General features: G+C 62.8%; 14 protein-coding genes. 8 read left to right on the top strand and 6 right to left on the bottom strand.

Features of this window, described 5'->3' with window-relative positions:
• Window positions 1-20: 20 nt before the first annotated feature.
• Window positions 21-395 (bottom strand): hypothetical protein, encoded by a 375-nt coding sequence (locus tag IFT76_RS10385; protein WP_122475833.1) that lies wholly within the window; start codon window positions 393-395, stop codon window positions 21-23.
• A gap of 180 nt (window positions 396-575) precedes the next feature.
• Here IFT76_RS10385 and fnr point away from each other — a divergent pair, with 180 nt between their 5' ends.
• The 5 genes from fnr (at window position 576) to IFT76_RS10360 (ending at window position 4,777) form a co-directional block, all read left to right on the top strand.
• Complete coding sequence (gene fnr, locus IFT76_RS10380; RefSeq protein ID WP_192058234.1) at window positions 576-1,310, top strand: fumarate/nitrate reduction transcriptional regulator Fnr; 735 nt, start codon at window positions 576-578, stop codon at window positions 1,308-1,310.
• Between the two features lie 76 nt (window positions 1,311-1,386).
• Entirely contained in the window at window positions 1,387-1,935 is a 549-nt protein-coding gene (locus IFT76_RS10375; protein ID WP_122475837.1) for an adenine phosphoribosyltransferase, read from the top strand.
• A gap of 107 nt (window positions 1,936-2,042) precedes the next feature.
• On the top strand, window positions 2,043-3,104 hold the full coding sequence (locus tag IFT76_RS10370) for an SDR family oxidoreductase (protein ID WP_122475839.1): 1,062 nt from the start codon (window positions 2,043-2,045) through the stop codon (window positions 3,102-3,104).
• Between the two features lie 52 nt (window positions 3,105-3,156).
• Window positions 3,157-3,879 carry a CatB-related O-acetyltransferase gene (locus tag IFT76_RS10365; protein WP_192058232.1) on the top strand — a complete coding sequence of 241 codons (723 nt, stop codon included), beginning with the start codon at window positions 3,157-3,159 and terminating at the stop codon, window positions 3,877-3,879.
• A gap of 100 nt (window positions 3,880-3,979) precedes the next feature.
• Window positions 3,980-4,777: an SDR family NAD(P)-dependent oxidoreductase gene (locus IFT76_RS10360; protein WP_122475843.1), complete on the top strand. Its 798-nt coding sequence runs from the start codon at window positions 3,980-3,982 to the stop codon at window positions 4,775-4,777.
• Window positions 4,778-4,853: 76 nt separating this feature from the next.
• Here the strand turns inward: IFT76_RS10360 and IFT76_RS10355 are convergent, their stop codons facing one another.
• Entirely contained in the window at window positions 4,854-5,735 is an 882-nt protein-coding gene (locus tag IFT76_RS10355; RefSeq protein ID WP_192058230.1) for a manganese catalase family protein, read from the bottom strand.
• Window positions 5,736-6,107: 372 nt separating this feature from the next.
• Window positions 6,108-7,007: a DUF808 family protein gene (locus IFT76_RS10350; protein ID WP_163007415.1), complete on the bottom strand. Its 900-nt coding sequence runs from the start codon at window positions 7,005-7,007 to the stop codon at window positions 6,108-6,110.
• 159 nt (window positions 7,008-7,166) lie between these two features.
• On the opposite strand from IFT76_RS10350, the gene IFT76_RS10345 reads away from it, so the two are divergent.
• From IFT76_RS10345 to IFT76_RS10335, 3 genes are all read left to right on the top strand, one after another.
• Entirely contained in the window at window positions 7,167-7,772 is a 606-nt protein-coding gene (locus IFT76_RS10345) for a TetR/AcrR family transcriptional regulator (protein ID WP_192058228.1), read from the top strand.
• A gap of 86 nt (window positions 7,773-7,858) precedes the next feature.
• A complete protein-coding gene (locus IFT76_RS10340; protein ID WP_122475850.1) occupies window positions 7,859-8,674 on the top strand; it encodes an ion transporter in 816 nt (271 codons plus the stop codon).
• Between the two features lie 97 nt (window positions 8,675-8,771).
• Window positions 8,772-9,770, top strand: coding sequence for a sulfate ABC transporter substrate-binding protein (locus IFT76_RS10335; RefSeq protein ID WP_122475851.1), 999 nt, complete (start codon window positions 8,772-8,774; stop codon window positions 9,768-9,770).
• A 42-nt stretch (window positions 9,771-9,812) separates the two neighbouring features.
• On the opposite strand, the gene IFT76_RS10330 is transcribed toward IFT76_RS10335, so the two are convergent.
• From IFT76_RS10330 to IFT76_RS10320, 3 genes are read right to left on the bottom strand one after another with little or no spacing between them, the layout of a single operon-like run.
• Window positions 9,813-10,211: a hypothetical protein gene (locus IFT76_RS10330; RefSeq protein WP_122475853.1), complete on the bottom strand. Its 399-nt coding sequence runs from the start codon at window positions 10,209-10,211 to the stop codon at window positions 9,813-9,815.
• 9 nt (window positions 10,212-10,220) lie between these two features.
• A complete protein-coding gene (gene ccmI, locus IFT76_RS10325; RefSeq protein ID WP_192058226.1) occupies window positions 10,221-11,420 on the bottom strand; it encodes a c-type cytochrome biogenesis protein CcmI in 1,200 nt (399 codons plus the stop codon).
• On the bottom strand, window positions 11,417-11,902 hold the full coding sequence (locus tag IFT76_RS10320; protein WP_244647936.1) for a cytochrome c-type biogenesis protein: 486 nt from the start codon (window positions 11,900-11,902) through the stop codon (window positions 11,417-11,419). Before IFT76_RS10320 ends, ccmI begins: the two co-directional genes overlap by 4 nt.
• Window positions 11,903-11,904 lie beyond the last annotated feature (2 nt).

The raw sequence follows: 11,904 nt of genomic DNA, 5'->3' as shown, positions 1-11,904 counted from the left end.
TTGTCTCTCCGGTTTCGGGATCAATTACTGTCCGCTGCGCGCCCCTTGCGTTCCTGGATCATCTGCTCACCGCTTTGCTGGCGCTGCTGCTGGAGCATATCGCCGCCTTCAGGCGATGCCGAGGGCGCAGGCCTTGGGATCGTACTCGAACTTCGAGTGGCCGGCGCGCGATTCATGCCGCTGGAGGGGTTGCGCGTGGTGTTGGCCTGGGGCTGCGCAGTGCCGGGTGTCGAGGCGGTGCCAGGTGCCGGGGCCGTGGTACTTGCGGGGCTGGCAGCGGAACCCGGCGCCGGGCTCGAGGCACTGACGCCCGGCGCAGCCCCCACACCGCACGAGGCAGCGAAGAGCATTCCAACCAGGCCGGTGTACTTCAGGGCATGCAAGAGCGCTTTCATGGATGTCTACCTCGGGCAATGACGTGATGGGTTTCCTGTTGTAGCTGAGCCCGTTGGCCACCTGTAGTTCCCTGGGTGCGCCGAGCGTGGGGGCGGTTGTTGGCTTGCAGGCGCGCGGCTGGGTTACCCTTGCAGGGATGAACTTGCACTTATCAATACGTTTCAACAAGGATCGAAGCAATGTCCGAGCCGGCGAAAAACCGCGCCCCTCATCAGGCCCACTGCAAGGACTGCAGACTGGCGCCGCTGTGCCTGCCGCTGTCACTGGAACTGGCCGACATGGATGCGCTGGACGACATCATCAAGCGCGGCCGCCCGCTGAAGAAGGGTGAGTTCCTGTTTCGCCAGGGGGAAGCCTTCGCAGCCGTATATGCCGTGCGTTCCGGTGCCTTGAAGACTTTCAGCCTGAGCGACAGGGGTGAAGAGCAGATCACCGGATTTCATTTACCCAGCGAACTGCTGGGGTTGTCCGGGATGGACCGCCTGGTGTATCCGGTGACCGCGCAGGCACAGGAAACCACGTCGGTGTGCGAGATTCCTTTCGAACGCCTCGACGAGCTGTCGGTGCAACTGCCGCAGCTGCGTCGCCAGCTGATGCGGGTGATGAGTCGCGAGATCCGCGACGATCAACAAATGATGCTGCTGCTGTCGAAAAAGACCGCCGAGGAGCGTATCGCGACCTTTCTGGCCAATCTGTCGGCCCGGCACACTGCACGCGGCTACTCGGCGGTGCAGTTTCGTCTGAGCATGTCGCGCAACGAGATCGGCAACTTCCTGGGCATGGCGATGGAAACGGTGTCGCGGGTGTTCACTCGGTTCCAGCACGGTGGGCTGCTCGAAGCGCACGGCAAGGAAGTACGCATCCTCGATGCGCAACGCCTGTGCGCCGTGGCCGGTGGCACGGTGCTCGAATGAGCACGGCAGGTGGGGCAGTACTGGCCACCACTGAGGGTTATACTGCACGACCCCTGCCCTGCCAGAGCTACGACCGATGGTTTTCGACGAACACAGCTTCAAATCCCTGATCCGCCCTGTGCCGGATTTCCCCAAGCCCGGCGTGGTGTTTCGTGACATCACCCCGCTGTTCCAGTCGCCCAAGGCTCTGCGCCTGGTGATCGACAGTTTCGTGCACCGCTACATCGACGCCCCGTTCAGCCATATCGGTGCCATGGATGCGCGCGGTTTTCTGATCGGTTCCATCGTTGCCCACCAGCTGAACAAGCCGCTGATCCTGTTCCGCAAGCAAGGCAAGCTGCCCGCCCATGTGCTCAGCGAGGGTTACCAGACCGAATACGGCGAAGCGTTCCTGGAGGTGCATGCCGACAGCCTGTGCGAAGGCGACTCGCTGGTGCTGTTCGACGACTTGATCGCCACCGGCGGCACCCTGATCGCCGCGGCCAATCTGGTTCGGCGCATGGGGGCCGAGGTGTTCGAGGCCGCCGCGATCATCGACCTGCCCGAGTTGCAAGGCTCGCAGCGTCTGCAGGACGCCGGCGTCGGCACCTTCTGCCTGACCCGCTTCGCACTCGACGAGCGCTAGCGCTCGTTGCAGCACCACTGCGACGTCGCACCACAGGCCATCCGATGCAGTCCCCGACGGAATGTTGCGGTCCACATCCACAGCATCCACTCACACCTGGAGACGACATGACTCATTCTGCATTGGTAGTAGGCGCAAGCGGTATCGTCGGCAGCGCGACTTCGCGACTGCTGCTGGATCAGGGTTGGCAGGTTGCCGGACTGGCGCGCAAGCCCAACGTGGCCGAAGGGGTTACCCCTGTGCAGGCCGACCTGATGGACCCAGCCTCCCTGGCCACGGCACTGGCCGAGCTGAAGCCCAGCCACGTGTTCTTGACCACTTGGGCTCGCCAGGATACCGAAGCGGAGAATATCCGTGTCAACGCCGCCATGGTGCGCAACGTGCTCGATGCGCTGCGCGCGGCGGGCAGCGTCAAGCATGTAGCCTTGGTGACCGGCCTCAAGCACTACCTGGGCCCGTTCGAAAACTACGGCAAGGGCAGCCTGCCACAGACACCCTTCCGTGAGGAACAAGGCCGCCTGGACGTCGAGAATTTCTATTACGCCCAGGAAGACGAAGTGTTCGCCGCCGCCGAGCGCGATGGCTTCACCTGGAGCGTGCATCGCCCCCACACCATCACCGGTGTCGCGGTGGGCAACGCCATGAACATGGCAACCACCCTGGCGGTGTACGCGTCGATCTGCAAGGCCACCGGGCGGCCGTTCGTGTTCCCCGGATCGCGCGTGCAGTGGGACAGCCTGACGGACATGACCGATGCTCGCCTACTGGCCAAACAACTGCTGTGGGCCAGCACGACGCCTGCCGCGGCCAATCAGGCGTTCAACGTGACCAACGGCGACGTGTTTCGCTGGAGCTGGATGTGGCAGCAGATCGCCGACTGGTTCGGTGTGCAGGCTTCGCCCTTTCCGCAGCAGGTCACGCCCCTGGCCGAGCAGATGGCCGACGATACGGCGGTGTGGCAGCAGCTGGCCCAGGAGCATGGCCTGCTGGAAGCCGATATCGACCGCCTGGTTTCACCTTGGCACACCGACGCCGACCTGGGCCGGCCCATCGAAGTGGTGACCGACGTTTCCAAGAGCCGCCGCTTGGGCTTCAAGGAGTTCCAGGCGAGTGACCAGGCGTTTTTCGATGTGTTCGAGAAGCTGCGCAGCGAGCGTCTGATTCCCTGAGGCGGCGTATGGGATATGCTGGCGGTCTGCCTCACTGATTCGGACCCCCGCAATGAACGTTCTCAAACGCGCCCTGCTCGACCGCAAGCTGAAGATGGCCCTGGCGGCACGCAAGTGTCGCCTTGACTGCGGCAGCCGGGGCCTGCGCAATGGTATCGAGCTGACCCTGGAAGAAGGCGTCAAGCTGCATGACGTCAAGCTGTTCGGGCAGCGCCTGAGCATTGGTGCACACACCGCCATCATGAGCGGTGCCGAGTTGCACGAGGTGTCCGAGATCGGGCGCTACTGCTCGATTGCGGCCGGCACGGTCATCGGTCACAGCCGCCAGTCCCACCCGCTGGGCTGGCTGTCTACCCATAGCAAACTCTTTTCCCTGCGGGCGGCCCGTACTCCCGAAGTGGCCGGCTACTACGTCAGTACCCCGACCACCTTGGGCCATGACGTGTGGATCGGGCGCGACGCCATGCTCATGGACGGCATCAGCATCGGCACGGGTGCCGTGGTTGGGGCTCAGTCGCTTGTGAACAAGGACGTACCGCCTTACGCCATCGTCGCCGGCACGCCGGCACGGGTTATTCGCTACCGCTTCGACCCCGAAACCATCGAGCGGCTGCTGGCCAGCCAGTGGTGGGAACTGCCGCCCGAGGCACTGGCGGAACTGCCAATGGAACAGCCCCAGGCGCTGCTCGAGACGCTGGCCGACACGCCTCCAGCCAGCCTGAAGCCGCGCAGGATCAAGCTGCACAGCGCAACATGGCGCATCGAAACGCTCTGACCTGCGGCGGCTGCCGGCCCTCATCCATGAAGAATGATTGAATCCCGGCTGTGACGTGCCTGTCTCAACTGCACATTCATTGCGCGAACGAGAGGCTGGTATGGACCTGGGAATCAAGGGGCGTGTGGCGCTCATCACTGGCGGCAGCGGCGGCCTGGGCCTGGCAACTGCGAGGCTGCTGGGCGAGGAAGGCGTTTTTGTCGTGTTGAGCGACAACGATGCAGACAAGCTCGAGCAAGTAGCCGCCCTGTTGCCCGAGACAGTGCTGAGCGTGGTAGCCGATGTGACCGACCAGCAGCAGGTCGACCATCTTGTGGCTCAAGCCGAAGCACGCTTTGGCCAGATCGACATTGTCGTCCACACCGCTGGCGTCACCGGGGCCAAGGGCGACCCACTGGCTTTGTCCGACGCCGATTACCAGGAAGCCTGGAGCACTGACTTCTTTTCCGCCGTCCGCGTGGCGCGGGCCACCATTCCGAAAATGCGTGAGCGAGAGTGGGGACGTTTTGTCTGCATTACCTCGGAGAATGCGGTGCAACCGTACTGGGAGGAAGCGGTGTACAACGTGGCCAAGGCTGCGCTGGCGGCGTTCGTCAAGAACCTGTCCTACAAGGAAGCGGGATTCGGCGTGCTGTGCAACACCGTCGCGCCTGCTTTCATCGAGACGCCCATGACCGATGGCATGATGGAACAGCGCGCGCAGCAGATGGGCACCTCATTCGAGGAGGCGATCGAGAGTTTTCTCGAAGAGGAACGCCCTGGCATCGTGCAAAAACGTCGGGGCAAGGCCGAGGAAGTTGCTGCGGTGATCGCGCTGCTGGTGTCGGAGCGAGCGTCATTCGTCAATGGCAGCAATGTGCGCGTCGACGGTGGCTCGGTGACAGCCGTGCAGAACTGAAACCGGTGATGAAAAAACCTCCCGGCAGGCGTCCTGCAGGGAGGTTTTTTCTTGCAGCGCGATAGCCGAGCGGCAATCAGGCCAAATCGCTTTGCGCCTTGCCAGAACCCAGGTCCGCGCCGGTAACCGGGTTGGCGTCCGGATCGGACTCGGTACGCAACTTCAACGCTTCCAGCACCTTGGCATCCTTGGCGCTCAGTACCACCGACGCACTGCCGTCACCGCCGTCCACGGCCGGTTCCGGCTCGGCCACGAACTCCCACTCTTCACCCTGGTTCCACGGGCCGCGTACATTGGGTTCGCCGGACATATTGAAGTACTTGTTGGTGAACTCCCGCATGCCTGGCAACTTGCCTTGGGGAAAGTTGGGTTGAATGGCATGCAACGCGTTTTCGAATGACAGCTGATGGGCGATTTCCCGAGTCATCAAGAATCCCAGTGCTTCTTTCACGCCTGGATCGTCGGTGACATTCATCAAGCGCTCGTAAACAATCTTTGCCCGTGATTCAGCGGCAATATTGGAGCGCATATCCGCAGTCGGTTCGCCGATGGTATCTATATAAGCAGCGGTCCAAGGAACGCCTGCGGAGTTCGTCAGGGGAGCACCGGCACCATACAGCAGGCTGGTGATATGGGAATCGTTGCCCGCGCCATTGATTGCACGATACAACTCGCCTTCTTCCTGAACACCTTCTGCCAACTGGCCTTTTGCGCCCTTGTTGAGCATGACGATGATCGAACCGACGATCTCCAGATGGCTGAGTTCCTCAGTGGCGATGGACATCAGCAGATCCTTGCGGCCCGGATCATCCTCGGCCAGGGCCTGGGTAAAGTAACGTGCCGCCGCGGCCAGTTCGCCCTGGGCACCGCCGAATTGCTCCAGCAACAGGTTGGCCAAACCTGGATTGGGTGCCGCGACACGCACGGTGTATTGCAAACGCTTGTTGTGCAAGAACATTGTGGTTTCCTCAGGCTGATCTAATTATGAATCGGCACACGCTCGCTTCCGATGGGGAGGAGACTTCGGAACAGCACCATCATAGGTAGGAAACAACAACACCCCGTTAATCCCATTTAATTATCGCAACCGGATCAATGGTTGTACTTGCAGAGAATAACTACTGGCCTATTGATTTGACCAACAGCACTCATAGTTTGCGTACGATATATTGGATAGTTTAAAACTTTACGCAAAAACCTCTATTACCAGGCAGCAATCGCAACCCTGTAGCAGCGGCGCAAGCCGCGTCGGCGGCCCACACGGTGAGCCGGGAGCACACTGTCGCGCCCAGACTCAGCATGCCCCGCCGCCACGATGACATTCGATCAGTCAGTGGGATGTCCCGAAGAGTTTCTTGCCCAGGCTGACCACTGCCAATACGGCGGCGCCGGTAAGAATGCCGGTCAGCGCGTCGACCAGAGTGCTGGCTACCGTGCCCATCAGACCACCGCCAGCCAGCGCCACCGCCGCCTCACTGAGGTGATGCACGAACGGCAGGCCATGCGCGATGATTCCGCCGCCCACCAGAAACATGGCAATGGTGCCCAGTATCGACAGTACCTTCATGAGCACGGGCGCCAACCACAGCAGCCCGTTGCCCAGCGCCTGACTGGCCGCGCCGGTCTTCTGCTTGAGGTAGAGGCCAACGTCGTCGAGCTTGACGATGCCGGCCACCAACCCATAGACACCTACGGTGATCAGCACAGCAGTGATCACCAGCACGCCGACCTGGTCCAGGAAGGGCCTCGTGGACACCACGCCCAATGCCAGCACGATGATCTCCGCCGAAAGAATGAAGTCGGTGCGCACCGCACCTTTGATCTTGTCCTTCTCGAACGCCACCATGTCGACCTTGGCATCGGCCATGGCGGCCTTGCGCTGCTCGAGGTCGGCGGCCGAATCCTTGTGCAGGAACTTGTGCACGACCTTCTCGAAGCCTTCGAAGCACAGGTACGCGCCGCCGATCATCAACAGCGGCGTGATCAGCCAGGGCGCGAATGCGCTGATCAACAGCGCTGCCGGTACCAGGATCGCCTTGTTCAGCAGGGAACCCTTGGCCACCGCCCAGACCACCGGCAGTTCACGATCCGCCTTGACCCCGGTGACCTGTTGGGCATTGAGCGCCAGATCGTCGCCCAGCACCCCGGCGGTTTTCTTCGCGGCCAGGGAAACGTCGTCGAGCAGAGTCGCGATATCGTCGAGAAGCGTCAGCAAATTGCCTGCGGCCACGGGGAGCATCCTCATGAGTAAGTTAGGTGGCTGACGCACGGGGGTCGGCTAAGTTCCCTGCCGGGCCATTGTTGAGGGCCCGGCAACGCCGGTGCTACCATCGCGGACCCTGCAGCACAGCCGGGGTCCACTGCGCAGAAACAAGGACTTTTGCCCACCATGAGCAGTATTCGCGAGCGCAACAAGGCACTGATTCTGCGCGCGGCCAGTGAGGAATTCGCCGACAAGGGTTTCGCCGCCGCCAAGACCCACGACATCGCCTGCAAGGCCGGCGTGCCCAAGCCCAACGTCTACTACTACTTCAAGTCCAAGGAAAACCTCTACCGCGAGGTGCTGGAAAGCATCATCGAGCCGATCCTGCAGGCGTCCACGCCGTTCGATACGGCAGGCGAGCCGCAGGAAGTGCTGCGTGCCTATATCCGCTCGAAGATCCATATCTCCCGCGCCCTGCCCTTCGCCTCGAAAGTGTTCGCCAGTGAAATCATGCACGGCGCGCCGCACCTGAGCGCCGATCAGGTGGAGCTGCTCAATGCCCAGGCCCGGCACAACATCCAGTGCCTGCAGAGCTGGATCGATCGCGGCCAGATCGCCCCGGTCGACCCCCATCACCTGATGTTCAGCATCTGGGCCGCAACCCAGACCTACGCCGACTTCGATTGGCAGATCGCTTCGATCACCGGCAAGGCGAAACTGGACGACGCCGATTACGAAGCCGCCATCGACACCATCACGCGCCTGGTGCTCAAAGGCTGTACGCCGGATTAGCCCAGCCTGGGCAAGGCTTGGCGCACGGCCTTGCACCCGCGCGGCAAAGCTCCTACGCTGTGCGCCTCTTCGGGAAGCACCTTTCTATGACCACTCTGCGTGATCGCCTGTACGTCGTCGTTTTTCAAAGCGACACCCCTGCCGGACGGCGCTTCGACAAGACCTTGTTGCTGATCATCCTCGCCAGCCTGCTGGTGGTGATCATCGACAGCGTCGAGACCGTCCACAGCCAGTATGCCGACCTGTTCGCCTGGATCGAATGGGGCTTCACTTTCATCTTCGCCGTCGAATACCTGCTGCGCCTGTACTGTTCGCCCAAGCCTCTGCGCTACGCGTTCAGCTTCTACGGCCTGATCGACCTGCTGGCGATCGTGCCCGGCATCCTGGCCATCTACTACAGCGACGCCCAGTACCTGATGATCGTGCGCGTGGTGCGCATGCTGCGGATCTTTCGCGTACTCAAGCTCAGCCCTTATCTGAAGCAGGCCAACTACCTGCTGGCAGCCCTGCGCGGCAGCAAGCAGAAGATCATCGTGTTTCTGGTCAGCGTCAGCACCCTGGTCACGGTATTCGGCACTTTGATGTATGTGGTCGAAGGGCCGCAGAACGGCTTCGCCAACATTCCCACCGGCATCTACTGGGCCATCGTCACCCTGACCACCGTCGGCTACGGCGACATCGTGCCGACCACGCCGATCGGCCAGGTGCTCTCGGCCATGGTGATGATCACCGGTTATTCGATCATCGCAGTGCCCACCGGCATCTTTACCGCCGAACTGGCCAACGCCATGCGTGGCGAGGGCCTGCAGCACGAGTGCGCGGTGTGTCACAAAGGCAGCCATGAGCAGGCAGCGTCCTTCTGCTCGCAATGCGGCAATGCCTTGTTCAAAAAAGCGCTATAAGCACAGCAGTTTTTGATCTAACCGTGCCCATCATGTCGAGGTAGCCGCGCAGGCATAATGCCGCCTATTTCCAAGAACGCTCGAAGAGGGAACTGCAGTGAAGAAATTGATCGGTGCCTCGCTATTGGCGGCAGGCTTGACCCTGACCGGCCTGGCCCAGGCCGCGCCCAGCCTGCTCAACGTCTCGTACGACGTGATGCGCGACTTCTACAAGGACTACAACAGCGCCTTCCAGAAACACTGGCAGGCTGAACACAACGAAGCGATCACCGTGCAGATGTCCTTCGGCGGTTCGAGCAAGCAGGCGCGCTCGGTGATCGACGGCCTGCCGGCCGATGTCATCACCATGAACATGGCCACCGACATCAATGCCTTGGCCGACAATGGCAAGCTGGTGCCTGACAACTGGGTCACGCGCCTGCCGAACAACAGCGCACCATTCACCTCGGCGACCGTGTTCATCGTCCGCAAGGGCAACCCCAAGGCGCTCAAGGACTGGCCCGACCTGCTCAAGGACGGCGTGCAGGTCATCGTCCCCAACCCCAAGACGTCCGGCAACGGCCGCTACACCTACCTGTCGGCGTGGGGCTATGTGCTGAAGAACGGCGGCGACGAAAACAAGGCCCGCGACTTCGTCGGCAAGCTGTTCAAGCAGGCGCCGGTACTCGACACCGGCGGCCGCGGTGCAACCACCACGTTCATGACCAACCAGATCGGCGATGTGCTGATCACCTTCGAGAACGAAGCGGAAATGATCGCCCGCGAGTTTGGCCGCGATCAGTTCGAAGTGGTCTACCCCAGCGTGTCCGCCGAGGCCGAGCCGCCGGTCAGCGTGGTCGACAAGGTGGTCGACCGCAAAGGCACGCGCGCCGCAGCCGATGAATACCTGAAGTACCTGTGGTCGCCCGAAGGCCAGGAGATCGCCGCCAACAACTACCTGCGCCCCCGCGACCCTGCGGTGTTGGCCAAGTACACCGACCGCTTCCCAAAGGTTGAATTCCTCTCGGTGGAGAAGACCTTCGGCGACTGGCGCAGCGTGCAGAAGACCCACTTCAACGACGGTGGCGTGTTCGACCAGATCTATACCGGCCAGTAACGGCGGTCAACGCTGGCTGGCCTGCTTCACGGCGGCCAGGGTTCAGGGATGCTTGCGGCCCAATCCGGCCGGCACGCCGGTGGTGTCGGTGGCTTCCCAAGGCCCCTTGGGACTGGTGGCCCAGCTCCAGCCATCATTCCACCGGTAGTAGGTACGCTGCCGGTAGTAGGTGTCGGGCTGATCCTCAAGCACATAGACGCCCAGGCTCGGGTCCCAGTGACTGGCACCACCGGGCGGCGGCGCGAAACTGGCCGAGGTGCGTGGCAGGGGCTTGGGTGCAGGCGGTGCGGGCGGCGCAGGCGGGGTCGGCGCCGTGCTCGGTCCGGCTGGTGGCAGGGTCTGCACCGGCGGCCGGGGCTCCGGTTCGGACGGGCGCTGCACGGCGCAGGCACTCATGCCCAGGGCCAGGCCGATCACGGCCATTCGAGCTAAACGGTTCATGGCATCTCTCTAAAGGTCGGGACTGTCGATCATCAATTGCTGCACGGCGGCGCTGTCACTGGCAATCGGCGCACCGCGTGCCAGCCATTCGCCCTGAGTGGGCTGGCCGGCCCTGGATATCCGGGCGATGAGTTGGACTTCGGCAAAGTTCGACAGTTTCAGCTGTGGCATCATCGCGTCGCTGTCCGCCAGCTCGACCTGCGCCGGGAGGTCAGCGACCGTCAGGCGCTTGACCGCCAGCGGCATCGGTGGCCCGGACACCGCGCGAGCAAAGACGAACACGCTGTCACCCGGCTGCACCTTGGCGACCAGCGCGGGCGCCAGCGTCACCCGCACCTTCAACCCGGCGCGCGCTGGCGTGGGCCGGGAGGCTGGCGGTGTGTCGGCGGACGCCAGTTGGCTACGAGCGCGCGCGATTCCACTCTGCAATGCCGTGCGTGCCGGGTCCGCATCCGGCAACGTTGCCAGCAGTCGCTCCCAGTAGCCGATGGCTTGTTCGAAGCGCTGGCTCTCGAAGGCGGCGATGCCGAGCAAGCCAAGGCTGGTTGGCTCCTTCGGATCGCCCAGCAGGGCTTCGTCGGTCAACGCCTGGATGGGTTCGGACCACTGCCTGCCCGCAGCAAAATACAGCGCCTGCGCCCACTGCCCCAATACCTCGGGCTGACGCCCGGTCAGAGACGCCGCACGCTCGAACAGCGCGGCTGCTTGCGCTGGGCGATTCTGCGCCATGTAGGTTCGTCCCAAGATATAAATGCCTTCTACGGCCTCTGGCTGCATCTGCACCGCCTGCTCCAGGCGCGCCGTCATCTGCGCCACGGACGTGGGCGGCACGGCGAACTCGCGGCTCAACTCGACCTGGTCGCTGGCGCCGTAATGCAGGTACAGCACCAGCCCCACGACCGGCACCAGCAGCGCCGCAGCCAGCGGAACCGCGCGGCCCAGGCGAACATCTGACGCCGTCTGGCTGCCGTCGGTATCGGTAAGCAGCTCACGGGCCGCTTCCGCCTGGCCGCTTTCCAGCTGTGCGGGAGTCAGTACACCCGCCCTTTGCTGGGTGTTCAGCTCGGCCAGTCGCTCTTGGTACAGCGCCACGTTGAGTGCCGTACGGTCTTGCTCGGGCTGCTCGCGACGAGCCCGCAGCAACGGCACCAGCACGAAACTCAGTGCAACCAGCAGCAACAGCCCGGCAGCGAGCCAGAAATCGATCATGGGTGGTCTTCATCCAGCGGTTTTTGGGCAAGCAAGTCAGCCAGGCGAGCCCGCTCGCCCGGGTCGAGATCGCGCGGGCTGGTGGCCGGTTGCCGACGTCGGCGGCGCACCGTCACCGCGATCACCCCCACGCCGGCCACGAGCAAAGCCGCCGGGCCGAACCAGAGCAGCCCGGTGCGCGCGGTCAGCGCCGGTCTGTAGCGGACGAATTCGCCATAGCGGTCGACCATGAACTCGATGATCTGCTCGTCGCTCTTGCCTTCGGTCAACAGCCGATGGATCTCGCGGCGCAGGTCGCCGGCAATGGGCGCATTGGAATCGGCGATGTCCTGGTTCTGGCACTTCGGACAACGCAACTGCTGAGTCAACTGGTGACAGCGCTCGCGCAATTCCTCATTGGCGAACCTATAGGTGTCGATGGCGGCGTGCGCCGCTCCGGCCAGGCTCGACAGCAGCATGCAGGTCAGCAGCCAGCGTTTCAGGT

It is taken from the genome of Pseudomonas sp. CFBP 13727 (assembly GCF_014841915.1).
GTDB classification, from domain to species: domain Bacteria; phylum Pseudomonadota; class Gammaproteobacteria; order Pseudomonadales; family Pseudomonadaceae; genus Aquipseudomonas; species Aquipseudomonas baltica.
This window is presented reverse-complemented; position numbering and strand designations above follow the sequence as displayed.

Excerpts from the sequence above, each read along its gene's own strand:
- IFT76_RS10365 (WP_192058232.1), top strand. The coding sequence starts at position 3,157 with ATGAACGTTCTCAAACGCGCCCTGCTCGACCGCAAGCTGAAGATGGCC.
- IFT76_RS10375 (WP_122475837.1), top strand. The coding sequence starts at position 1,387 with ATGGTTTTCGACGAACACAGCTTCAAATCCCTGATCCGCCCTGTGCCG.
- ccmI (WP_192058226.1), bottom strand. The coding sequence starts at position 11,420 with ATGATCGATTTCTGGCTCGCTGCCGGGCTGTTGCTGCTGGTTGCACTG.
- IFT76_RS10340 (WP_122475850.1), top strand. The coding sequence starts at position 7,859 with ATGACCACTCTGCGTGATCGCCTGTACGTCGTCGTTTTTCAAAGCGAC.
- IFT76_RS10345 (WP_192058228.1), top strand. The coding sequence starts at position 7,167 with ATGAGCAGTATTCGCGAGCGCAACAAGGCACTGATTCTGCGCGCGGCC.
- IFT76_RS10330 (WP_122475853.1), bottom strand. The coding sequence starts at position 10,211 with ATGAACCGTTTAGCTCGAATGGCCGTGATCGGCCTGGCCCTGGGCATG.
- IFT76_RS10370 (WP_122475839.1), top strand. The coding sequence starts at position 2,043 with ATGACTCATTCTGCATTGGTAGTAGGCGCAAGCGGTATCGTCGGCAGC.
- IFT76_RS10385 (WP_122475833.1), bottom strand. The coding sequence starts at position 395 with ATGAAAGCGCTCTTGCATGCCCTGAAGTACACCGGCCTGGTTGGAATG.
- fnr (WP_192058234.1), top strand. The coding sequence starts at position 576 with ATGTCCGAGCCGGCGAAAAACCGCGCCCCTCATCAGGCCCACTGCAAG.
- IFT76_RS10355 (WP_192058230.1), bottom strand. The coding sequence starts at position 5,735 with ATGTTCTTGCACAACAAGCGTTTGCAATACACCGTGCGTGTCGCGGCA.
- IFT76_RS10360 (WP_122475843.1), top strand. The coding sequence starts at position 3,980 with ATGGACCTGGGAATCAAGGGGCGTGTGGCGCTCATCACTGGCGGCAGC.